Origin of the sequence: Verrucomicrobium sp. BvORR034 (genome assembly GCF_000739635.1) — a bacterium.
Lineage (GTDB): Bacteria > Verrucomicrobiota > Verrucomicrobiia > Verrucomicrobiales > Verrucomicrobiaceae > Verrucomicrobium.
The window spans coordinates 97,974-119,836 of record NZ_BATQ01000133.1 but is presented as its reverse complement, the minus strand read 5'-3'; the positions used below and the strand labels follow the sequence as shown (position 1 = coordinate 119,836).

The 21,863-nt window shown below is 59.9% G+C and carries 20 protein-coding genes; 5 read left to right on the top strand and 15 right to left on the bottom strand.

Annotated features, from left to right (window positions below; genetic code table 11):
• Positions 1-802: 802 nt before the first annotated feature.
• Positions 803-3,547 (bottom strand): hypothetical protein, encoded by a 2,745-nt coding sequence (locus tag BV034_RS22685; protein WP_265593349.1) that lies wholly within the window; start codon positions 3,545-3,547, stop codon positions 803-805.
• Between the two features lie 482 nt (positions 3,548-4,029).
• Here BV034_RS22685 and purH point away from each other — a divergent pair, with 482 nt between their 5' ends.
• From purH to BV034_RS22665, 4 genes are all read left to right on the top strand, one after another.
• Positions 4,030-5,568 (top strand): bifunctional phosphoribosylaminoimidazolecarboxamide formyltransferase/IMP cyclohydrolase, encoded by a 1,539-nt coding sequence (purH, locus tag BV034_RS22680; protein WP_050029251.1) that lies wholly within the window; start codon positions 4,030-4,032, stop codon positions 5,566-5,568.
• A 127-nt stretch (positions 5,569-5,695) separates the two neighbouring features.
• Positions 5,696-6,442 carry a pyridoxine 5'-phosphate synthase gene (locus BV034_RS22675; RefSeq protein WP_038166952.1) on the top strand — a complete coding sequence of 249 codons (747 nt, stop codon included), beginning with the start codon at positions 5,696-5,698 and terminating at the stop codon, positions 6,440-6,442.
• 66 nt (positions 6,443-6,508) lie between these two features.
• Positions 6,509-6,892, top strand: a complete 384-nt coding sequence (gene acpS, locus BV034_RS22670) for a holo-ACP synthase (RefSeq protein ID WP_050029250.1) — start codon at positions 6,509-6,511, stop codon at positions 6,890-6,892.
• A gap of 173 nt (positions 6,893-7,065) precedes the next feature.
• Complete coding sequence (locus tag BV034_RS22665) at positions 7,066-8,274, top strand: magnesium transporter (RefSeq protein WP_265593348.1); 1,209 nt, start codon at positions 7,066-7,068, stop codon at positions 8,272-8,274.
• 301 nt (positions 8,275-8,575) lie between these two features.
• Here the strand turns inward: BV034_RS22665 and BV034_RS22660 are convergent, their stop codons facing one another.
• Positions 8,576-8,896 carry a catalase-related domain-containing protein gene (locus BV034_RS22660; RefSeq protein WP_050029248.1) on the bottom strand — a complete coding sequence of 107 codons (321 nt, stop codon included), beginning with the start codon at positions 8,894-8,896 and terminating at the stop codon, positions 8,576-8,578.
• 93 nt (positions 8,897-8,989) lie between these two features.
• Here BV034_RS22660 and BV034_RS22655 point away from each other — a divergent pair, with 93 nt between their 5' ends.
• Complete coding sequence (locus tag BV034_RS22655; RefSeq protein ID WP_050029247.1) at positions 8,990-9,862, top strand: LysR family transcriptional regulator; 873 nt, start codon at positions 8,990-8,992, stop codon at positions 9,860-9,862.
• Between the two features lie 27 nt (positions 9,863-9,889).
• Here the strand turns inward: BV034_RS22655 and BV034_RS22650 are convergent, their stop codons facing one another.
• The 13 genes from BV034_RS22650 to urtB all read right to left on the bottom strand — a co-directional run bounded on the left by BV034_RS22650 (position 9,890) and on the right by urtB (position 21,369).
• Entirely contained in the window at positions 9,890-10,369 is a 480-nt protein-coding gene (locus tag BV034_RS22650; protein ID WP_050029268.1) for a cupin domain-containing protein, read from the bottom strand.
• A gap of 747 nt (positions 10,370-11,116) precedes the next feature.
• Complete coding sequence (locus tag BV034_RS22645) at positions 11,117-11,932, bottom strand: urease accessory protein UreD (RefSeq protein ID WP_050029246.1); 816 nt, start codon at positions 11,930-11,932, stop codon at positions 11,117-11,119.
• Positions 11,933-11,949: 17 nt separating this feature from the next.
• Entirely contained in the window at positions 11,950-12,612 is a 663-nt protein-coding gene (gene ureG, locus BV034_RS22640) for an urease accessory protein UreG (protein WP_050029245.1), read from the bottom strand.
• An 18-nt stretch (positions 12,613-12,630) separates the two neighbouring features.
• Entirely contained in the window at positions 12,631-13,305 is a 675-nt protein-coding gene (locus tag BV034_RS22635) for an urease accessory UreF family protein (protein ID WP_050029244.1), read from the bottom strand.
• Complete coding sequence (locus tag BV034_RS22630; RefSeq protein WP_265593347.1) at positions 13,295-13,690, bottom strand: hypothetical protein; 396 nt, start codon at positions 13,688-13,690, stop codon at positions 13,295-13,297. Before BV034_RS22630 ends, BV034_RS22635 begins: the two co-directional genes overlap by 11 nt.
• A gap of 152 nt (positions 13,691-13,842) precedes the next feature.
• Positions 13,843-15,564, bottom strand: coding sequence for an urease subunit alpha (gene ureC, locus BV034_RS22625; RefSeq protein ID WP_050029242.1), 1,722 nt, complete (start codon positions 15,562-15,564; stop codon positions 13,843-13,845).
• The gene (locus BV034_RS22620; protein WP_050029241.1) at positions 15,561-15,890 is read right to left on the bottom strand and encodes an urease subunit beta; all 330 of its coding nucleotides are present in this window, start codon (positions 15,888-15,890) and stop codon (positions 15,561-15,563) included. The genes ureC and BV034_RS22620 overlap by 4 nt, the downstream gene beginning before the upstream one ends.
• Before the next feature lie 21 nt (positions 15,891-15,911).
• Positions 15,912-16,214, bottom strand: coding sequence for an urease subunit gamma (locus BV034_RS22615; RefSeq protein ID WP_050029240.1), 303 nt, complete (start codon positions 16,212-16,214; stop codon positions 15,912-15,914).
• A gap of 24 nt (positions 16,215-16,238) precedes the next feature.
• Positions 16,239-16,850 carry a HupE/UreJ family protein gene (locus BV034_RS22610; protein WP_050029239.1) on the bottom strand — a complete coding sequence of 204 codons (612 nt, stop codon included), beginning with the start codon at positions 16,848-16,850 and terminating at the stop codon, positions 16,239-16,241.
• Positions 16,851-16,945: 95 nt separating this feature from the next.
• A complete protein-coding gene (gene urtE / locus BV034_RS22605; RefSeq protein ID WP_050029238.1) occupies positions 16,946-17,647 on the bottom strand; it encodes an urea ABC transporter ATP-binding subunit UrtE in 702 nt (233 codons plus the stop codon).
• A gap of 37 nt (positions 17,648-17,684) precedes the next feature.
• Positions 17,685-18,452 carry an urea ABC transporter ATP-binding protein UrtD gene (gene urtD, locus BV034_RS22600; RefSeq protein ID WP_038166967.1) on the bottom strand — a complete coding sequence of 256 codons (768 nt, stop codon included), beginning with the start codon at positions 18,450-18,452 and terminating at the stop codon, positions 17,685-17,687.
• Positions 18,449-19,615 carry an urea ABC transporter permease subunit UrtC gene (gene urtC / locus BV034_RS22595; RefSeq protein ID WP_050029237.1) on the bottom strand — a complete coding sequence of 389 codons (1,167 nt, stop codon included), beginning with the start codon at positions 19,613-19,615 and terminating at the stop codon, positions 18,449-18,451. The genes urtD and urtC overlap by 4 nt, the downstream gene beginning before the upstream one ends.
• The gene (urtB, locus tag BV034_RS22590; RefSeq protein WP_050029236.1) at positions 19,615-21,369 is read right to left on the bottom strand and encodes an urea ABC transporter permease subunit UrtB; all 1,755 of its coding nucleotides are present in this window, start codon (positions 21,367-21,369) and stop codon (positions 19,615-19,617) included. Before urtB ends, urtC begins: the two co-directional genes overlap by 1 nt.
• Positions 21,370-21,863 lie beyond the last annotated feature (494 nt).

Here is a 21,863-nt window from a genome sequence, read left to right as displayed (position 1 = left end):
GTTCAAGCTGTGGCGACGCCTCCCGTTGCCCCGGGAGTTTAGGAGGTGCCGGCTTCTGGGGGCGGAATGTAGCGCGCCACCCTTCGCAGAATTCACCTGATGGCAACCAGAGCGTGCGACGATGCGTTTCTTTGTCGCAGGGCGCCCCCTCTCCCCATGTCTTCAGTGCCGTCGCGGACGTGCCTGGAGTAGCTACACCTACCGTTTGCGGCAATTCGAGTAAGTTGCCACCGGAAGATAGACAGCAGTGCGAGCAACGGGTTCTGCAGAGACGCTTTCCACTGCCTCCCACGCACGTAGGCGACCTGAGACGTCAAAGTAGAGGTTCCATGACCCCCAGCGATCTCCACCGAAATCGGGATTCCAAGAGCGGACCATGTCCGGCTTCCACCAGTAGTCACGGTAAGACCACTTTTCACCCGTGATTTCCTGACGAGCCTTTTTTTCGTCCACGTCGACGCAATGCTGACACTGAGTGCAATGGGTTTGTGCAGTGTGGGGAGGCGCAGCGCAGCAGGCTTTCTCACAAGGGGCCACCGTTAGAACCTTCTGGTCGGGCAGGCCCATGATGCCCCGCACCTGCCGCATGCTCGCGCCAGGCTTGATGTCGGGAGGCATTCGGGAGATTTCCGACTTGGGTAACCAGTAGTCTGCATAAACTCCTGTGCAGGCGGCTTGGAGCAAAGTGAGTGTCAACAGCAGAGCTGTGGAGAGGAGTTTCAGGAAATGAGAGAATGCATGCATGATTCCATCCGGAGCGTTGTTGCTTTCTAAGGGACTGGATTGCCCTATGGTGGTGGGATCACTTGGGGGCCTTGACTCTGGCGGGGTTCTTCTCGCTCTTCTTCCTATTAAACCACCAACTATTTTTCTCCTGGGGCAGCGTCGTCACCGGGGTTCGCGTAGGCACTGTTTTCTCCTTCTCCGAATCGGCCCACTGTTTCATCACGGTCTCAATCCTTCTGCCGGAGCTGCCACTCGGCACGGTTGGGTCGACAATGCGGGGGGTGATGATAAAGAGCCGTTGCATGCGGCGGTGCGTAACTTCTTTTCCCCGGAAGGCCAGCCCGATTACCGGGATCTTTCCAATGATGGGCACATGCCCTTGGTTCTTGACCTGTTCATTGCGGTAGCGCCCCCCGATGAGAAGGCTCTGCCCTTCAAAGACCTCCGCCTGAGTGCTGATCCGGCTGGTTGCGAGCGAAGGAATGACCTGGGAGACGGTGGTGCCGTTTCCATCCACAATCGTGCTGCTGGAGGTGGTGGTTTCATCATTGGTGGAGCCGTCTTCAATGTCGATCAGCAGCCGCACTCTGCTCGCGCGTTCGTGATGATCGACGGTTGGGGACTCCTCGAAGACAATGTGAGGATGCACCTTGATGCGGGTCTGGGCCCGCACCTGGTAGAGCTTCGCATCCTCCCTGGCCTGGACCGGGACGAAGAAGGTCGTGGTATCCGTAAGGGAGGCCATCACATTGTCCAAGGTCATGACGTTGGGGCGTGAGATAAACCTCGCCTGCCCCTCACTTTCTAGTGCCCGAAATTTGCCTAAGACTTGATAACTCTCGCCTACCAACAGCCCGGCCACATTCAGACCGGTGCCATCCACCAGTCCGGATTTGATCGCTGGTCCTGCCGCATCCGTGAGGTCTTTGAACAGGTTTTTCGAGTCGAACCCACCGCCCAGTGTGGCTTTCTTGTCCTGTATCTCTCCCGTCACACTGCCTGCCAGTTGAGTGTTCCACTCATAAGTGTTGGAAGAATCAACGTCGACGATTGCGGCTGATATCTCTACGAGCATCTGCGGAAGGTCAAGGGAGCGTACGAGATCCTCATAGAAATCCAACATCTCGATCGGACCCATGATGTGAATCGAGTTGGTGCGAGGGTCGGCCGCAAAAATAGATGCCCGGTTCTCGGCGACTACTTCGCCGCCGGAAGTTCGTGTGGCTCGCGACACTCCGGTGCCACGGACATCGAAAGTTTTGCCGAGCTCTGAATAATGGCCGCCGGGAGTAGGGCCGAGGGCGACAGGTGGATGGCCATCTGTGTTCCATCGAACCAGAGGCAGGAGCAAGTTTGGATCTGTTCCCGCCATTTCTTGGTGGGCGACTCCCTTGGAGAGTTCATCTTCAATGTTGTCGAAGATTGCGTCCATGCCGGAGGTTGGCAGCGGACGAGGGATGGCTTGCGGAGGTGGGTGTTTCCGGGTCCGATCTGGCTCGGCTCCAGATGCAGGCGGAGCTTGGGGCATGAAATTGTCGGAATTGCTAGATTCAGGGGTACTATAGGGAACTCCCGATGGCTCCAGCCGAGTCGCACTGTCAAGCGCAGGGCTGTTGAAGAGTTTGTTGAGCTGTCGAGCACCAATCCGCTCAATGAATGCATTCGCCTTGGATTGCTCTGCGGGAATGATCAGTGGCAATCCCGCCGCTGTCGTCTCAGTGCGAGTTGTAGCGATCGGTTCTGCCGGGAGGATGGTGATCATGCCCGGATTAGACTGCTGCGATGTTTGCTCTGCAGCGGCGGTCTCCTTCTGAATAGCTTCGGCTCCTTTGCTCACGGCCTCCACCGTTTCGGCACCAGAAATGTCCCTTCCTCCCGTGATCAGCGCTGGTGGGCTATTGGCGAAGCTCACGTTCGGGCTGGTCTCACCCAGAACGCCTTTCAAAAGGGTGAAGACGCCCGGAACCACCAACTCGCTTACATACAAATCTCCTCCCAGTTTTCGGTCGGTCACTAGGGCATGGCGGCAGTGCACTCGTCTTACGCCATAGGTTGCAAACTTGGGCTCCGGCTTCGACTGCTTCAGTCCGTCCAGAGTGGCCGTGACCACTTCGACAAAACGGGCCGGGCCGACGACGAGCAACGCTCCCAGACTGGTGCTGTACCGCAGCGAGATCTGGCGGGCAGCCATCTGCGCCGCCTGGAGTGTATTGCCATTCTCGTAAGTGCCCTGCTTCGGAGTGAAGTCGAGGTCGGAGAGGAACTTGTTCAAATCCGCATACTGGGCTGGGGTGACAGCCTCGAACAGTTTCGTCTTGGTTTCCTTCAAGGTGGTCACGTACACGATCTGCTGGTCGAAGTAATCCGTAGCCCCCTCCAGAGAGAGCAGGAACCGATAGATCTGCCCGAGATTCGCCTCTGAGGCGACCGCTGCCGATTCAGCGGCGTTTTTTAGCCCTTCCTCGTCGAGTTTTGCCTGTTTCGCGGCTTCCCTTGCGGCAGCATATTTGGCCGCAGCATCATCCTGATCGCGTCGCGCCCCCGCTGTCTTCAATTCGGCTGCCACCTTCAGAGCTTGCTTATATACCTCTTCCGCGATCTTTGCATCCGTTTCGGCATGTTTGGCTTGAAGGATAGCCGTTGCGATGGCGCTTTCGGCGGTGTTCCTCGCGTGGTTCAATGCTCCGTTGGCGATTTCTCGTGGGGTCCGTTTTGTGGCGATTTTTGCGATGTTGTCACTAAGCTTGTGTTTGATATTGGCCTGGTCGAGGATGCTCGTCAGAGAATCGGTGTAAGCTTGCGGCTCGGTGCTGCTTACCAAGTCCCACGATTCCTTATCGTCGAAGGACGGTTTGGAAGGCCAGGATTGAGCGATTCCTGAAAGAGTGCTCAGGAGGATGGACAGTATGCAAACCGCAACCATGCGATGCGAAGGTGCTTTGAGGATAATGGGTCGTGGTAGCATGTGCGGTAAGTGTGTGCAAAAACTGCGCCATGCAAATGTACTATTTTGGTGTGTGTAAAGGTAAATTTTAATCGAAAGGGGCGTGATTCGGCGGCGGGGCTTCCCGCAGGGAGCTGCCAGTCTTCATCCAGCGGTGACAGTAAGGGAGGGGAGCGTGCCGCGGAAAAAGGTGCTTCAGGAGGCGAAGCCCGGGTCCATGGACGTGTCAACCCATTTGGTAGCCATCGGGAAAATCCTCGTTACAGTCCGGCAGGCCGACCTGCGGTAAAATATTCCCTTTGCACCGGGGGTTTTCCTTCTATGTTCCGCCGCTCGCCCCAGCAACCATCACCTAATTAATGAGCATTCAACGAGCGCTTCTCTCTGTATCCGACAAGACCGGTCTTGCGGATTTTGCCAAAGGTCTGTCCTTGATGGGGGTGGAACTCCTCTCCAGCGGTGGCACGGCCAAGTTCCTGGCGGCGGAGGGCATCGAGGTGAAGGAAGTCTCTGAGTTCACCGGCTTCCCTGAGCTCTTCGACGGACGGGTGAAAACCCTGCACCCCAAGATCCACGGCGGTCTCCTCCAGCGTCGCGATCTGCCAGAGCACAAGAAGCAGGCGGAGGAGCACAACATTCCCTGCATCGATCTCGTGGTGGTGAACCTCTATCCCTTTGAAGAGACCATCTCCAAGCCGGATGTGACCCTGGAAGACGCCATCGAGAACATCGACATCGGCGGTCCCTCCATGCTGCGCTCCGCAGCCAAGAACTACCAGAGCGTGACGGTCATCACCGATCCGGCGGACTACTCGACGGTGCTCAAGGAAATGAATCACAACAAGGGGGACACGAAGCTGTCCACCCGTGAGCGTCTGGCCACGAAGGTCTTCCAGCGTACAGCTGCCTACGACGCAGCGATTGCGCGCTATCTGAACAAGGAGCAGGAGACGGCCAAGAGCTTCAACCTCAGCCTGCCGCTCTACAGTGAGCTGCGCTACGGTGACAACCCGCACCAGGAAGCCGCACTGTACGGCAACTTCGGAGATTATTTCGTGAAGCTACACGGCAAAGAGCTCAGCTACACCAACGTGCTCGACATCGAGAGCGCGGCTGGGATTGCCCTCGAGTTCCGCCGCCCGACCGTGGCCATCCTCAAGCACACCAATCCGTGCGGCGTGGGCTGTGCGGACGGGGACCTGCGCGAAGCGTGGGAAAAGGCTTTCGAAACCGACAAGCAGGCTCCTTTTGGCGGCGTGATCGTCACAAACCGTCCCATGACCCTTGGCCTCGCCAAGATTATCGGTGAGATCTTTACCGACGTGATCATCGCCCCGGACTACGAGGCGGATGCCCGCGCTCTGCTGCAGAAGAAGAAGAATCTGCGCCTCATCCAGATGCTGCCAAATGTGGCAGAAGCCCTGGCTCAGCCGGTGCTTCGGTCCGCTCCTGGTGGCCTGATGGTGATGGACAGCGATCCCAAGGCCCTTGGACTCGACAACATCGAGAGCAAGGTCAAGACCAAACGTCCTCCAACGACAGAGGAGATCGAAGCCATGCGCTTTGCCTGGCGCGTGGTGAAGCATGTGAAGTCCAACGCCATCGTCTTTGCCTCCCATGACCGTACCCTCGGCATCGGTGCGGGGCAGATGAGCCGTGTGGACTCCTGCCGCATCGCCATCTGGAAGGCCAAAGAAGCAGGTCTCTCTCTGCAGGGGAGCGCCGTGGGCAGCGATGCCATGTTCCCCTTCGCCGACGGCCTTGTTGCCTGTGCGGATGCCGGTGCCACCTGCGCGATCCAGCCGGGCGGTTCCATGCGCGACGAGGAAGTCATCGCCGCCGCCAACGAGCGGGAAATGGCGATGGTCTTCACCGGTTCACGGCACTTTAAACACTAGGGGCAGAATAGTTGTGAGTTGAACGTTGGATGTTAGGAGGGGTGCCTTTCCTCCTGACTCCATCATGAAAGACGGTGCGACGGCTTGGCTCATAATTTCTGCGTCATAACACCTACCTCCTGTATTCATGCTCTCCCTCGGTGTTAACATCGATCACGTGGCCACGCTGCGTCAGGCGCGGTATGCCACCATGCTGGATTCACCCAATGCCGAGCCCGTGCTGCTGGATGCTGCGCGGGAGTCGGAGGCTGCAGGGGCTCATTCCATCACGGTGCACCTGCGGGCGGACCGTCGGCACATCCAGGATGCGGATGTCTGGCTGCTGAAGCGTGAGCTGAAGGTGAAGCTGAATCTCGAGATGGGCAATACTCCGGAGATTCTGGACATCGCCCTGCACGTGAAGCCGGACTTCGCCTGCCTCGTGCCGGAGAATCGCCAGGAGATCACGACTGAAGGCGGACTGGACGTGCCGGGGCACGCCAAGTCGCTCAAGGAAACAACCACGAGGCTCAAGGAGAACGGCACCCAGGTGAGCTTCTTCGTGGATCCCGTGCTGGATCACATCTACGCCGCCGCTGACTGCGGTGCGAACATGGTGGAACTGCACACGGGAACTTTTGCCAACGCCACTGGGGAAGCCCGTGCGGTGGAAGTCTCCCGCCTGGTGGCGGCTGCTGCGCTGGCCAAGGATCTCGGGCTGCAGGTCAACGCCGGCCATGGGTTGACCACGCGCAATTTGCCTGACCTCTTCACCGTCCCTCATCTGGCGGAGCTCAACATTGGCCACAGCCTTGTGGCCCGTGCGGTCACCGTGGGTCTGCGCCGGGCCGTGGAAGAGATGCTGGAGGTCATGGCGACGTACGAGAAACACTGATCACGTTCGTGTTCGGGTTGGCAGGAGTTCGTCTCTGCTGCCGCCCGCAACTTCGTCTTTTGCCAGATGACACCTTTCTCCACCGGTCTGGACCTCGTTGAGGTGCCCCGCATCCGGGCGCTGCTGGAGAAACACGGCAACCGGTTTAAGGAAAGAACATTCACCGCCGGCGAGATCGCCTATTGCGATGCCTGCGCGGATCCCGCCATCCATTATGCCGCCCGGTTCGCGGCCAAGGAGGCTGTGGCCAAGGCGCTGGGGACGGGCTTTGCCGATGGGGTGAGCTGGCAGGATATCGAGGTGTTGAGGGATGGGCGGGGGTGTCCATCGATTGAGCTTCATGGGGGCGCCGTCCACGTGGCGGAGTTGTCCGGGATCAAGAAGGTGTTGCTGAGCCTCACCCATACCAAGGAGATGGCTGCGGCCAGTGTGGTGGCCTGTTCCGGCTGAGTGAGTGGTCTTGGGGGTTCAAAGCTGGGCGAAGTCTGCTTGCCTGCTTCACTTATGGGGTCGAGAAACAAGGGGTGAGGGCCGATTGATGTCAGGGTTTTCAGACCCAAGAATCGATAGGGCTGTGTGTGATTTCTCATTTGCCCTCCCGGGGAGAACGGCAAGAATGGGCAATGCTCCCTCGCGAAGACATTGATCAACTGGCTGCGGATACAGTGCAGCGGGCTCCCCATGAGGCTGCCGAACTCCTGACCGGCCACGAGGACGAGGACGTGATCGCGGTGTTGGAGCTGGTGAACCCCTTGGTCTGTCAGCAGATCCTGCGTGAACTGGACGACCGCCGCAGGTCAGAGCTGCTGGCCTCCGCGCCCGTGGAAAAAGCCCGGCAGTGGATGCGGAACCAGGAGTACCCTGAGGACAGCGTGGGCTGGCTCATGGAGCCGCCGGTGGCTGTGTTCCGCGCTCACATGACCGTGCGTGAGACCATCGAGGCCATGCGGAAGCTGACCAAGAAGGCCTTTATCACCTACGGCTACGTGACCGACGGTCACAACAAGCTCATCGGGGTACTGGTCTTCCGTGACCTCATGCTGGCTGAGGCGGACAAGAAGCTGAGCGAGGTGATGTACACCAACCTCTTCTGGCTCAACCCCCAGATGGCGCTGACCGACGCCATGAAGAGCACGCTGAACCGGCATTTCCCGGTCTATCCGGTCTGCGACGAAGACGGGCACCTGATGGGCCTCGTCCGCGGTCAGGCCATCTTCGAGGCCCGGGCCATGGAGCTCTCCGCCCAGCCCGGTACCATGGTGGGGGTGAATGAGGAGGAACGTCTCTCCACCCCCATGCCGCGCAGCCTCTGGATGCGGCACCCCTGGCTCCAGTTCAATCTCCTCACCGCCTTCATCGCCGCCGCGGTTGTTGGCGTGTTCCAGAAGACCTTGGACGAGATTGTCATTCTCGCTGCGTTTCTCCCTGTCCTCGCCGGGCAGAGCGGCAACACGGGCTGTCAGGCTCTGGCCGTGTGCTTGCGTGGGCTGACGCTGGGAGACCTCAAACCAGGCGACGAAAAGATCCTATTTGCCAAAGAAGGCGTCTTGGGACTTCTGAACGGTGCGCTGGTCGGCGTGGTCGCTGGCGTGGGGATGTACATCTTTGCCCGCATGCAGGGCAACGAACACGCCTTCATGCTGGGCGTGGTCGTGTGGATCTCCATGATCGCCAGCTGCGTCATCAGCGGATTGTCCGGGGCTTTGATTCCGCTCACGCTCCGTCGCTTCGGGGCTGATCCCGCAACCGCGTCCAGCATCTTCCTGACTACTGCGACAGATGTTGTGAGCATGGGGACTTTCTTGGGGTTGGCCACGTGGTTGATTCGGTAGGGGGGAGAAGACACCAGACGCCAGACCTGAGATCAACGGTGAAGGGAATGGGAAGTTAGGATCTGCATGAGTGCGGCGACTGAGCCGGATGGCACATCCGGACTACGCCCGAGGCGCTATGCAGGAGTAGTCCGACGGTCCCCGTCGGTCAGGTAGCGGAGGGGTTGCGCGTGAAATACCTAGCGGCGCGGCCACCGAACAAAGAGGGCGGCCGGAGCCGCCCTCTGGGAATTTGATGGGGTGTTTTTTATTGGGGAGGAGTGGCCATTGGGGTTCAGTATCCACTCACAGGGGTAGGGCCTCAGGCACTGGCGGGAGCCGGGGTGCGCGGAAGCGTGCGGTGCTGAGTCAAAGCGCGCGGCACGGAAAAACCGAGGGCATTCGCCAGGCCGATGCCATAGGAGGGATCGGCCCGGAAGATGTCGCAAATCTGGCGCAGCTGAACTTCGCGGGGCAGGCCTGCCATAAGCCGGGCGATGTTGCCGAAAAGGCGCTTCTGAAGATCCGCGGTCATGAGGCGGAACAGGTGACCGGGCTGGCTGAACACGTCATTCTCCCCGACCGGGGCCGCAGCAGCAGTCGTCGGCTGGAAAGCGAATTTAAGGGCGATGGAAGGTGACATGATGGGAAGATCTTGTCGATGACCTGCCCATTTTTGTTCAGAACTTGCTATAGTTAAAATACTATGTTCCTATTGCGACTATAGATACAGCCTATGGAATTGCATCAGCTTCGCTACATGGTGGCCGTGGCACGGACCGGGAACTTCAGCCGGGCTGCGCAGACCTGCCATGTATCCCAACCGTCTCTGAGCCAGCAGATTCAGAAGCTGGAGGATGAACTGGGGGAGCGGCTTTTTGACCGGTTGCGCCGGCATGCCAAGCTGACCCAGGCGGGCGAGCGGTTTCTGCCGAGGGCGGTTCGAATCTTGGAGGAGATGGATGCCGCCACCCGGGAAGCCCGGGCTGCCAACGATCTGGACCAGGGCCGGATCACGGTGGGCGTGCTGCCCACCATTGCTCCCTATTTGCTGCCGAAGCTCATCGCTGCCTTCAGTGCGAAGTATCCCGGTGTGCAGGTCGTCGTGCATGAAGACACCACCGCCCGTCTTCGGGAGCTGACCGCTGCTTGTGAGGTGGACATCGCGATTGCCAGCCTGCCCCTGCAGGATGAGCGGTTTGAGGTGCGGGAGTTGTTTGATGAGGAACTCTTGCTGGCGCTCCCGACCAGTCACCGGCTGGTGAACCAGAAGAAGATCATCCCAGAAGACTTGCTGGAGGAGAAATTCATTCTCATGAAGGAAGGGCATTGCCTGGGCGATCAAGTCTTGCACTTCTGTCACCGTCAGGACTTTCACCCTCAGGTGAGCTGTCGCAGCGCGCAGATGGAGACCGTGCAATCACTGGTCCAGTCAGGCATGGGCATCACCCTTGTGCCCAGGATGGCGCTGCAGGAGGACAGATCCGTGAAGCCGGTCTATCGCTCCCTCAGTGATCCGTCTCCCAAGCGGACCATTGTGGCCTTCTGGCCCAAACAGCGCCCTCTGGGCAAGGCGGCTGCCGCCTGGCTGAAGTTGATGGAGGCGTGATCAACGAGTCGGTTGGAGACCGTCGCGTTACTCCTCGCCCCGATAGTAATCGTCGTCTTCGCCTCGCACCATGCGGCGTTCAGGGGAGCGGACCAGCCACTTGTTGCTGTCTGGATAGTGGCAGGATTCGCCGATCGGATTGTCCGCCACCACGTAGATCAGCAGCTCCGTGTCGCCATTGTTGATGAGCTGGTGGGGTTCCCCTGGCTTGAAGACGAATGCGTCTCCCGTTTCAATGGGTTCAATCCCTGCCTCATGGCGCACCGTGCCCGCGCCTGAAATGACGTGGTAAAACTCCCACTGCGCGCTGTGCGAGTGATAGGGGTAGGGAGTGGCTCCGGGAGGAATGCGCAAGATCTCCACGTCGAAGGGGTGCCGCTTGATCAGGTCCGTGGATTGAGCATCCCGGCCCAGGGCGATGGAGAGCGACTTGCTCGAACCGTTGAACCGTCCCTTGGGCGAGGACCAGTCGTCATCGGGAATGTCGCGTGTGTTGGTTTTTTGCATGGCGGATGGTGTTGGGTGAGATACGTCGCCATGAGTGGGTGGGATGAAACAGATCAGGGTGGAGGAAGTGTCCTTGATCCGCAGCATTCGGCACTGAGAGGAACGGGTATAGAGAAGATGTTCAGAACCTTGAACGCGCGTCCCCGTAGCGACTGAGCCGACGGAGACCGTCGGACTACTCCACGGGATCGCCTCCAGCGTAGTCCGATGGTCCCCATCGGTTTGGGAGCGGAGGAATGGGACGTGAAATACGACGCCCGTTGTGAACGGTCATCGCTCCGAGGATCCTTGTGAGCCGCAGGTGCGCCAGACCGCCACAACTCCTTCGGAGTAGTCTCTCATCGTCCCCATACCCAACGTAGACTCGCTCGATGCTCGTCAACGTTGGGCTTGTAGCAGTATCCTCTTCGAGGAAATGGCTTCGGCCGGGCAAATGGGGACCTGACGCTGAAGGGCAATCTGACGATCAAGCTTCTGTGGCCTGACAACACCTGATCCCGACTTGTCGGGATTTTGGGATTGCGGCGAGAATCGCCGCTTTGGGGAGTCCTGTGTCGGCGGAAATGCCGGGTGAAGGGAGCGGAGGATGTGGGCTTCGGTGGGGGGACGACGGGTTCAAGTAATTCACAAGGCCCAGCGAAAGCGGTGATTCTCACCGCAATCCCAAAAGCGCTGCGCGCTCAGGTGGAGGAGGTGGTGTTGGGCTTGGGACTTTGATTGGCTTGCTGCGTTGGGGGCAGCCTCCCCTCAATACCTGCCGAGGGTCGGTTGGGCCTTTCCGCGTGCTTGATAGATCACGGTGCGCAGGTCTTTGAGCAGCTTTCGGGCGACCAGCGAATCCCGGCAGATGGCTTTCACCGTCCAGGCATTCACGTTGCCGGCGAGCGGTGCGGCTCCCAGATAGACGGAGCTCGCATCTCCTCCGAGGGCCTCGACCTCCGCTAGGGGAAAGGGCACGCCCTCTGGCAGGATGACGAAACACCCGAGGTAGTGGGCGAGATCAAACGGGAGGCGAAGGGACTTGAGGCTGGAGTCGTCCGGACGAAGCCGGTAGCGCTCCCGGGCAATCAAGACGTCACCTGACCACACGTCGGTATCCCAGCAGAGTTCCTCGAACTCAAAGGCCTCGCCGCGGGCGACGCGTCCTGGGGAGAGCCACTCGAAGAAGAGCAGTTCTCCGCCGGGGGCGACCTTGATCACGTTGTGCTGGCGATAGCGGGCACCCGCGTGCGGGATGAAGGGTTCCGGGTAAAACTCAAGGAAGCCCCCGGCACCCACGGTCATGGTCTGGCGGACCAGGGCGGTGTCTCCCGTGCGGGAGCGGTACACGCGGCTCGAGCTGGGCGTGGTGAGGACCAGGGAGGCTCCCGGATCGACGGTGAAATTCAAGTTGATCTCGTCGTTGTCAAAGATGCCCGCGGTGGGGTTGACGAGATTGGCCACGAGCGCGCCCGCATCGACGTGCGGTTTGCTCAGATGCATCGGTGCACAGAAGGACTGCTCCCGAAGATACGGGATGGTGCCGTCCCGCAGGGCGCAGGCGAGTTGAAGGTGGCCTTTCAAGGGAGGGAGGGCGGACGCTAGACGAAAAGATACTCCCGCTTCAACCAGCCAATGAGATCGTCCTTGCCCTTCTCTGACTTGAGGTCGGCAAAGAGGAATGGCCGGTTGCCGCGCATCAGCTTGGCATCGCGATCCATCACCGCTAAATCTGCCCCGACATAGGGGGCAAGGTCGGTCTTGTTGATGAGCAACAGGTCGCTGGTGCGAATGGCCGGGCCACCTTTGCGCGGGATCTTGTCGCCCTCGGCCACGTCAATGACGTAGATGTAAGCATCTACCAGTTCCGGAGAGAAGGTGGCGGAAAGGTTGTCCCCGCCGCTCTCAATCAGGATCAACTGGAGATCGGGATGTCGTTTTTCCAGCTCGATCACCGCCGCCATGTTCATGCTGGTGTCATCGCGAATGGCCGTGTGAGGGCAGCCGCCTGTCTCCACACCCATGACGCGATCCGCAGGCAGGACGTTTTGACGAATCATGAACTCGGCGTCCTCGCGGGTGTAGATGTCATTGGTGATGACCGCCAGGGAGTATTCATCCTTGAGCCATTGGCAGAGACGCAGCACGCACATGGTTTTGCCTGAGCCCACGGGGCCACCCACGCCAATGCGGATGGGGCGCTTGGACTCAAATTCGGCCCCGTCGCTGGCAGCGGTGGGGGATGGGGAGGCAGGAAGAGACATGTGAGAAAGGAATGGGGTTTAGGAAATAAAGAGACGCTCCTGCGCCCGGGCATGGCGCATGGATGAGATCTCCAGGAGCGGATTGAACCAGCCAATGCGGGAATCGTCCTCCACACGCATCGCGGACTCGATATGCGGGGCCAAGGTGGCCATGGCATGTCGTACGATGAGCTGGCAGCGCTCCTGACCCATGCGGATGAGTTTCATGGAGGCAGTGGCATAGCCGCTGAGGGTCTGCAGGCCAAAGGCGCAGCCCGCAGCAGCGGTAGGCAGGGTACGCAGTTCCAACGCACAGATGATGAGGTGATGGCAGGGGGCGTCGCTCTGGGCATACTGCTCCAGCAGTGCGCTGTTTTCCAGTTTGCGGGCCATGACGAGGCGTCGCGATCCGAGTTGCCGACTCGCCTGCCGCAATTCTGCCGCGAGCTTCCAGGCCTCCAGTTCGTCGTCTAGTGCTCGGACTGTCTTGAGGTCCTCGGTTGCTGCGGCGGCATGGGCTCGGGCCAGAAAGGGCAGCTCAAAGGCTTTGAGGCTGGGAATGATTTGCTCGTGCAGGAACTTTTCCAGATCCTCCGGCTTGCGGATGTAGTCGCGCTGGGTGAGCTCCTCCAGCCCCATGGAGTGCGCATAGGCCCCGCTGGGGAACTGGGAGTCATTGACCTGGAGCAGCCAGGGAAGCCATTCAGGAAGCATGGGGCACCACACGCATGGGGTTGAAGATGGCCGTCGCTTCCACGACCTTCCATTTCTCCCGCTCAAAAAGCTGGGTGATGGCGGAGTCGTGAAGAATGCGAATGCGGTCCGACAAGACCTGGATGGGGAAATGCAAGTTGCCCACCTTCCAGCCTACCAGAGCGGCAAACTCCGGTGTTGGCGTTTCGATTTCGTAGATGAGTTCGGGCTGCTGCAGGACGACATAGTCGTGAGTGTCGATCTGATGGATGACGCACCCGTGGTTGAGACGTGTTTCCAGATCGAAGCCGAATTCGGTGCCGTCGGGGGCCTCGATGCGCCAGCGTCGTTTCAAGAACATGGCGCGCTCCACCACGAGCTGGACCTGTTCGGCAACGGGTCTCATGGATTGGGGGGCGACTTTGTTCTTGATCAGGATCATGGAAAAGACACAAGACTTGGAGACATAAGCCGCAAGACCTGAGTCAGGAGGCGGTGAGGCCTGGACTGGTCAGGAAAGCTTGGAATGCGCCAGGCGTGGATACCGGAGAGATGCCTCTAGAACAGGAAATAACGCTGGGCCATGGGGAGAACGGAGGCGGGTTCGCAGCGGAGTTCGCGACCATCCGCCTTGACGGTGTAGGTCTCGGGATCCACTTCGATCTTGGGCAGGGCGTCGTTCCACAGCATGTTCGTTTTGCCGATGTTGCGGCAATTCTTCACGGCGCTGAGCATCTTGTTCAGGCCGAGTTTCTGCACGTTGCCGTGGACGAGGGAGGCCTCGCTGACGAAGGTGATGTTCGTCTTGTACTTGGCCCGTCCGTGAGCGGCGAACTGGGGCCGGTAGAACATGGGCTGCGGCGTGGGGATGGAGGCATTGGGATCGCCCATGTTTGCCATCGCGATCATGCCGCCCTTCAGCACCACCTCAGGCTTCACGCCGAAGAACATCGGCTTCCACACCACGAGATCGGCGAGCTTGCCCACCTCAATGGAACCTACCTCATGGGAAAGGCCATGAGCGATGGCGGGGTTGATCGTGTACTTGGCGACGTAGCGCATGGCCCGGAAGTTGTCAGCCGCGCCATGGGCGGGGCCGTCCAGCTTGCCAAACTGCGTCTTCATTTTGTGCGCGGTCTGCCAGGTGCGGGTAATGACCTCACCCAGGCGACCCATGGCCTGGCTGTCGCTGGACATCATGGAGATGGCACCGAGATCATGCAGCAGATCTTCTGCGGCGATGGTCTCAGGCCGGATGCGGGACTCGGCAAAAGCGACGTCCTCCGGGATGCGGGAATCCAGGTGGTGGCAGACCATGAGCATGTCCAAGTGCTCATCAATCGTATTCACCGTGAAAGGTCGGGTGGGATTGGTGGAAGAGGGGAGGACATTGGCCTCGCCGCACACACGAATGATGTCCGGAGCGTGGCCACCGCCAGCGCCTTCCGAGTGGAAGGTGTGAATGGTGCGGCCCTTGAAGGCATTGAGCGTGCTCTCCACGAACCCGGCTTCATTCAGGGTGTCCGTATGGATGGCCACCTGCACGTCCAGTTCGTCCGCGACTCCCAGACAGGTGTCGATCGCGGCAGGGGTGGTGCCCCAGTCCTCGTGCAGTTTCAGACCCACGGCGCCAGCCAGAACTTGCTCCCGCAGGGGAGGGGCGGTGGAGCAGTTGCCCTTGCCCAAGAACCCGAGGTTCATGGGGTACTCGTCGGCTGCTTCCAGCATGCGCTCCATGTACCAGATGCCTGGGGTGCACGTGGTGGCGTAGGTGCCGTGAGCTGGGCCGGTGCCACCGCCGATCATGGTGGTGATGCCGCTGGCCAGGGCATGGTCAATCTGCTGTGGGCAGATGAAGTGAATGTGGGTGTCGATGCCGCCAGCCGTGATGATGCAGCCTTCCCCGGCGATGACTTCCGTGCCCGCACCGATGATCATGTCGATGCCGTCCTGAAGCAGGGGATTGCCCGCGTGGCCGATGCCGACGATGCGGCCGTGCTTCACGCCGATGTCCGCTTTGATCACACCCTGCACGGCGTCGATGATCAAGGCATTGGTGATGACGAGGTCGAGACTGTCGGCATCCAGCGCCAGGGAGGACTGGGCCATGCCGTCGCGGATGACCTTGCCGCCGCCAAACTTTACTTCGTTCCCGTAGCCGCCTTTTTCAGCAATGAGGTCGCGCTCGACCTGCACGAAAAGCTCCGTATCGGCAAGGCGCACCTGGTCACCCGTGGTGGCGCCGAACATGCTGGCGTGTTGTTTGCGCGTGATCTTCATGCGTTGGCAGGGGCGGGCAGGGGACCGTTGACGAGGTTGTTGAGGCCATAGACCTCGCGTTTGCCGGCGAAGGCGACCAGCTCCACTTCACGGGTGTCACCGGGCTCGAACCGCACGGCGGTACCCGCCGCGATGTTGAGGCGGAAGCCGAGGGATGCTGGGCGATCGAAGTGGAGGGAGGTGTTCACCTCAAAGAAGTGAAAGTGACTGCCCACTTGAATGGGGCGGTCACCGGTATTGGAAACAACCACGGTCACCGTGGCCAGGCCGACATTGGCCTCCAGGTCACCAGCACCTTCGGGATGGATGATTTCTCCGGGAATCATTGGGATGTAGAGCAGGGCCGGCTAGCGGATGGGGTGGTGGACGGTGACGAGCTTGGTGCCGTCTGGGAAGGTGGCTTCCACCTGGATGTCGTGGATCATTTCCGCGACCCCTTCCATGACTTCGTCCCGTTTCACGATGGTGGTGCCATAGCTCATGAGCTCGGCCACGGATCTGCCGTCGCGGGCGCCTTCAAAGATCTCCGCTGTGATGAGGGCGATAGTCTCCGGGTGATTGAGCTTCACGCCACGGTCGCGGCGACGGCGGGCCACATCGGCCGCCACCACCACCAAGAGCTTCTCCTGTTCGCGAGGGGAAAGGTGCATGTGTCTATGAGGAGGCGGTGGAAATCAGACGAAGTGAGTGGCGCAGAAGACGCAGCCAGCAGTGCCCACGGCGAGACCTGCATAACGCCAGGGGCTGGCGGTGATCTGGGCGAAAGGCAGGGTGATGAGAGCCCCAAGGCTGACCACCAGCACCGTGCCCAACCACAGGCCCATGGCGAAGAGTCCGCCGGCATTTTCCAAGCCGTGCGCGTTTCCGTGCCAGAATCCGATGGCGGCCACGATGCCGAGACGGAGAGCCTGGCTGGAGTTCTTGTACAACATCAACATCACGCCAAGGCCCAGCACGGAAAGCGCAAGACCCTGCTCAAGAAAAGGGACGCCAAGTCCGGCACGGCCCACGGCAGAGCCGATCGCCAGCATGCCGAGGAAGCTGGCCGCAAGAGCCAGGCCCATGCGCCGACCCATGGCATAAGCCAGGAAGCCGACGGCGAGAGCGGCCACCATGTGATCCAGCCCAGTGAAGGGGTGGGCGACGGCGCTGAAGAAGGACTCGGCGTCAAACTCATCCACTTGATCGCCTTCCGGATGATAGTGACCGGGGTGGGCGGAGAGGCTTTGGACGAGGGTGAGAGCGGCGAGAGGGACGGTTGTCTTGGTGAGATCGCGAAAGGTCATGCGAGGCAGGGATGGGAGTCTGCGGGAGTTTGAGAGATGGACTGACGGGAGCTTGATCTGGAACGGCGCAAAAGGCAAGACCGACTGGGACCGGGTCAGACGGTGAGAAACTCCTTGATCATCTCCTCGCTGAGATCCGACATCTTCCCGGCAGCAGCCACCGTGCCACGCTCCAGGATGGTGAAGACGTCGCCCAGTTCCTTGCAGAAATCGAGGTACTGCTCCACGAGCAGAATGCTCATCTGGCCCTCAGCCCGCAGCATCTTGATGGCATCGCCAATCTGGTCGATGATGTTGGGCTGGATGCCTTCCGTGGGCTCATCGAGAATGAGCAGCTTGGGATTGGTGAGCAGGGCGCGGCCAATGGCGAGTTGCTGCTGTTGACCGCCGGAGAGCATGCCGCCCTTGCGCGGGAGGAACTCCTTGAGGATGGGAAAGAGCGTGTAAATGCGATCCAGTTCACCATTGAGCTTCTTGCCACGGGCGATAGGGCCGATGTGGAGGTTCTCCTCCACGGTCATGTGGGGGAAGATGTCTCGACCCTGTGGCACATAGGCCAGCCCCAGATGGGCACGAGCTTCCGGACGCATGCCCTTGAGCTCCGTGCCGGTGAGGCTGATCTGGCCCTTTTCCGCGGCCAGCAGGCCCACGATGGATTTCAACGTGGAGGTCTTGCCCACGCCATTGCGGCCCATGAGGCAGAAGACGGACTTCTCCGGGATGGTAAGATCGATGCCGCGGAGGATGCGGCTGCCACCGATGGAGGCTTGAAGACCGCTGACTTCGAGAACGTTCATGAAGGTGAGGAGGAGGTCGTTCGGGTTGGAAGGAGGATCAGGCGGCTTTCGATTTGCGGCCGAGATACACCTCGATCACGCGCTCGTTGCTCTGGACGAAGTCCACCGAGCCTTCACACAGCACGGAGCCCTGGTGAAGCACGGTCACGCGGCGGTCTTTGGAGATCTGGCGGACGAAGGTCATGTCGTGCTCGATCACCACGATGGTGTGCTTGCCCGCCAGGGAGAGCAGCAGTTCACCGGTGCGGTGAGTTTCCTCGTCCGTCATGCCTGCGGCGGGCTCATCCACCAGGAGCAGCTTCGCGTTCTGGGCCAGGAGCATGCCAATCTCCAGCCACTGCTTTTGACCGTGGGCCAGCGCTCCGGCCTTCCAGTGGGCGCGGTCGGTGAGGTTGATCGTCTTGAGAATGCTCTCAATGCGGTCCTTGTCCTCGGACTTCAGCCGGTAGAAGAGGCTCTTCCACACGCTACGGGATCCGCCGAGGCTCAGCAGCAGGTTTTCAAAGACCGTGTGGTCCGTGTACACCGTGGGAGTCTGGAACTTACGCCCGATGCCGAGTCTGTAGATCTCGTACTCGTTCTTGTGCAGCAGGTCGTGTGATCCCTCGAACTGCAGGGTGCCAGTGTCCGGCTTGGTGCGGCCGGTGATTAGGTCCAAGAAGGTGGTCTTGCCGGCGCCGTTGGGGCCGATGACGGTGCGCAGCTCCCCTTCATCCAGGTAGAAAGAGAGGTCGGTGATGGCCTTGAATCCAGAGAAGCTCTTGTTCAGGCCTTCGGCGGCGAGGAGGAAAGGTTTCTGGCTCATTCAGCGCTGGGTGAGGAGGAGGGGCTGGGAGTGGGCTTGATCGTGACGGCGGCGGCTGGAATCGGCGTTGCGTCTTGTTCGGCAGTCGAGCGGGACTTGTACTTCACGAAGGCATTGCGCAGCTGGAGAGGCAGACCGACCAGCCCTTTGGGCATGAAAAGCACCGCCAAGGTGAAGCCCGCACCCAGGAAGAGCAGCCAGTAGTCTGGCATCGCACGGGTGGCCCAGCTCTGCAGGGAGTTCACCCCGATGGCACCGAGGACGGGACCGATCAAGGTGCCTCGTCCGCCGACCGCTACCCAGACCACGGCCTCAAGAGACTTTTGCGTGGTCATCTCACTGGGGTTGATGATCCCCACTTGCGTCACGAAGAGGGAACCACCAATCGAGGCGATGATGGCGCACAGCACGAACACGAAGAGCTTGTAGTTCGCCGCAGCGTAACCGGAGAAAAGCACGCGGTTCTCGCTGTCACGCACGGCCCGTTGAATGAGTCCGAACTTGGTAGTGGTGAGCCAGCGACAACCGGCATACACGCCCAACAGGACGATGGCAGTGACGATGAACAAGGTTCGCTTGGTGCCGTCGCTCCGGATGTCGGCCCCCAAGATGAAGCGGAAGTCGGTGAAGCCGTTGTTGCCGCCCATGTTCAGGTCATTGCGGAAGAACATCAGCGCTGCGCCGTAGGTCAGTGCCTGGGTGAGGATCGAGAAGTAAACTCCTTTGATCCGCGAGCGGAATGCAAGGTATCCGAAAATAAAGGCAAGGATGCCCGGAATCAGCACCACCATGAGCAGCGCGAACGGGAAGGAGTAGAAGGGCTTCCAGATGGCGGGCAATTCAGAGTGCCCGAGGAACACCAGGAAGTCTGGTAGATTGCTTTTGTACTGGCCCAGCTTGCCGATCATGAGCATGAGGTACATGCCCATCATGTAGCCCCCCAGAGAGAAGAAGAGGGCCTGTCCCAGACTTAGCAATCCGGTGTATCCCCACAGCAGATCCACAGCGATGGCCAGGATGGCGTAGGAGAGGTACTTGCCCCACGTGTTGAGCTTGAAGGGGCTGATCCAACCGATGGAACTGGCCAGCGGCAGGATGACGACAAGGAGGAGGGCGAAAGCAAAGAAGATGATGCTTTCGCGGCGTTGGAAGGGGCGGTTCATCAGGATTCGAGGCTGCGGCTGCGGGTGACGAAAATGCCCTGCGGTCTCCACTGCAGGAAGAGGATGATGGTGCCCAGCACGAGGATCTTCCCGAGCACCGGGTTGCCGAGGATCTGCTGGAGAGACTGGTCAACAACCCCGATACCAAGGGCGCTGATGACGGTGCCGATCATGTTGCCGACGCCGCCCACAACCACGGTCATAAAGGAGTCCACGATGTAGTTCTGACCGGTGTACGGACCCACGTTGTCGATCTGGGAGATGAACGCGCCTGCCAAGCCGGCGAGGCCGCTGCCGAAGCCGAAGGTGAGCATGTTCACACGCTCGGTGCGCACACCCATGCAGGCTGCCATATCGCGGTTTTGCATCACGGAGCGGATAAGGAGGCCCAGCGGTGTCTTGTTCAACACGGCCCACGTGAGCACGATGATGATGACCGCGAAGCCAATCACAAAGAGACGGTTCCAGTTGAAGGCGATATCATTCACCACCCAGCTGCCAGAGAGCCACGCAGGGCTTTCCAGGGCCACGTTCTGCGGTCCGAAGACGAGGCGCAGCAATTGCTGCATGACGATGGAGACGCCCCAAGTGGCGAGCAGGGACTCCAGCGGGCGCTTGTAGAGGAAGCGGATGATGCCGCGCTCAAGGGCGATGCCAACAAGGGCGGCCATGAGGAAGCTGCAAGGAAGCGCGACGAGGAAATACACGCTGAACGTGGCCCCTGTGGCATGCATGCCGGGAATGGTGAACGTCAGCGAACTCTGGCTGAATGGCGCGAGCGTGAGCCCGGCACCGAAGATGCACTGCACCACATAAGTCGTGTAGGCACCGACAACGAGCAGTTCACCGTGGGCCATGTTGATCACCCCCATGAGGCCGAAGGTGATGGCCAGCCCAATGGCAACTACGAGCAGAATGGAACCCGTCGAAAGTCCGCGGAACATGGTGCCTGCGGTGTTCACGACCTTTACGTGTGAGGCGATCTTCTCCAAGGCGGCAGTGGCTGCTGCGGCCACCTCTTTCTTTCCTTCCTTCGTGGCTTCGGCTGCGAGAGTCTTCAGCGCGTCCTGGCTGGGGATGGAGCCGATGTTGCCCAAGGTGGTGCAGGCCTTGATGCGTTCGGCATCATCGGGTGATTTCAATTGTGTGAGGGCGATGGATTGCTCAAGCGCCTTCTTCACTTCTGGGTGAGTCTCCACTTTTTGACGTTCGAGAAGAGCAGGCAGTTTTTCCTGATTCAACTCAAGACCCACATCGCTGACGGCACGAAGGCGGATCTTGAGATCGGGGTTGGAGAGGGCCGCCATGTCCGTGAGATCCTTCATCGCACGACGGATGTTGGAGTCCGTCTCTGCACCGCTGACCTCGGCCGGATCAATCAAGATGGGTTTGCCCTCACCGTCTTTGAATGGGGACTTGTCGAGCAACAGCAAGGCAGCTTGTTTGCCATCGGCATCTTTCTCACCGGTCAGGGTCACCGGGGTGATCTTACCCTCGTCGTCCTCGTGAAGATAGATGCCGCCTTCTTTCCAGAGCGTGAGGAGCTCTGCCGCGATCGGACCCGCATCGACTGGGATCTTGCGGAGCGCCGCCACTTGCTCGGCGCTTTCTTGTTTCGTGAGTGCCTCCACCACCGCGGCTCGCACCGTGGCCTCAGAGGGGGCGGGACCGTCTGCCGCGAGTGCGCTGGACCTCAGCAAAGAGGCCAGGCCCAGTACGATCAGGGCACAAGTAAAAGTGTTTCGCAAAAGCATGATTAGACGCCCCTCGAAAGCAGCGTCCGTGCCAGATTTAGGAGATGGCTGGGATAAAATTCAGCGCAGCCTCATTGGACGATTAGGATTGGATAGAATGAACAAAATTAACAGAATTGGGGTTTTGGAGCAGCGGTGTTCAAGATGGGGTTGAGCCCTTCACGCGAGATGCGAGTCCCGGAGGGACTCTGGAGTGTGGCCGGTGGTGAAGGCCTGTAATCAGGCCGGGAACCACCGGACGACAGGGCATTAGATTATTCCGTCCCGGATGGGACGGCGGACAGCGAGGCGTCGAGTCGTTGATCGGGCCCAACAGATGCGGCGCATGATCCGGCGTCCCATCCGGGACGCATTGGTAGCGAATGCAATGTCCGGTGGTTGTCACCACCGGCTACATTCCGCCGTCCCTCCGGGACGAGTTGCCTGGGCTCTTTGTCCCTTTGGCAACTGCATTGCTTACGTCGGCATCAAATCAGGATCCCAAGTGAAAATCA

Excerpts from the sequence above, each read along its gene's own strand:
- BV034_RS22610 (WP_050029239.1), bottom strand. The coding sequence starts at position 16,850 with ATGACCTTTCGCGATCTCACCAAGACAACCGTCCCTCTCGCCGCTCTC.
- BV034_RS22620 (WP_050029241.1), bottom strand. The coding sequence starts at position 15,890 with ATGATTCCCGGAGAAATCATCCATCCCGAAGGTGCTGGTGACCTGGAG.
- ureC (WP_050029242.1), bottom strand. The coding sequence starts at position 15,564 with ATGAAGATCACGCGCAAACAACACGCCAGCATGTTCGGCGCCACCACG.
- BV034_RS22630 (WP_265593347.1), bottom strand. The coding sequence starts at position 13,690 with ATGAGACCCGTTGCCGAACAGGTCCAGCTCGTGGTGGAGCGCGCCATG.
- BV034_RS22660 (WP_050029248.1), bottom strand. The coding sequence starts at position 8,896 with ATGTCACCTTCCATCGCCCTTAAATTCGCTTTCCAGCCGACGACTGCT.
- BV034_RS22635 (WP_050029244.1), bottom strand. The coding sequence starts at position 13,305 with ATGCTTCCTGAATGGCTTCCCTGGCTGCTCCAGGTCAATGACTCCCAG.
- BV034_RS22615 (WP_050029240.1), bottom strand. The coding sequence starts at position 16,214 with ATGCACCTTTCCCCTCGCGAACAGGAGAAGCTCTTGGTGGTGGTGGCG.
- acpS (WP_050029250.1), top strand. The coding sequence starts at position 6,509 with ATGACACCTTTCTCCACCGGTCTGGACCTCGTTGAGGTGCCCCGCATC.
- urtD (WP_038166967.1), bottom strand. The coding sequence starts at position 18,452 with ATGAGCCAGAAACCTTTCCTCCTCGCCGCCGAAGGCCTGAACAAGAGC.
- urtC (WP_050029237.1), bottom strand. The coding sequence starts at position 19,615 with ATGAACCGCCCCTTCCAACGCCGCGAAAGCATCATCTTCTTTGCTTTC.
- BV034_RS22665 (WP_265593348.1), top strand. The coding sequence starts at position 7,066 with ATGCTCCCTCGCGAAGACATTGATCAACTGGCTGCGGATACAGTGCAG.
- BV034_RS22655 (WP_050029247.1), top strand. The coding sequence starts at position 8,990 with ATGGAATTGCATCAGCTTCGCTACATGGTGGCCGTGGCACGGACCGGG.
- ureG (WP_050029245.1), bottom strand. The coding sequence starts at position 12,612 with ATGTCTCTTCCTGCCTCCCCATCCCCCACCGCTGCCAGCGACGGGGCC.
- purH (WP_050029251.1), top strand. The coding sequence starts at position 4,030 with ATGAGCATTCAACGAGCGCTTCTCTCTGTATCCGACAAGACCGGTCTT.
- BV034_RS22675 (WP_038166952.1), top strand. The coding sequence starts at position 5,696 with ATGCTCTCCCTCGGTGTTAACATCGATCACGTGGCCACGCTGCGTCAG.
- urtB (WP_050029236.1), bottom strand. The coding sequence starts at position 21,369 with ATGCTTTTGCGAAACACTTTTACTTGTGCCCTGATCGTACTGGGCCTG.
- urtE (WP_050029238.1), bottom strand. The coding sequence starts at position 17,647 with ATGAACGTTCTCGAAGTCAGCGGTCTTCAAGCCTCCATCGGTGGCAGC.
- BV034_RS22650 (WP_050029268.1), bottom strand. The coding sequence starts at position 10,369 with ATGCAAAAAACCAACACACGCGACATTCCCGATGACGACTGGTCCTCG.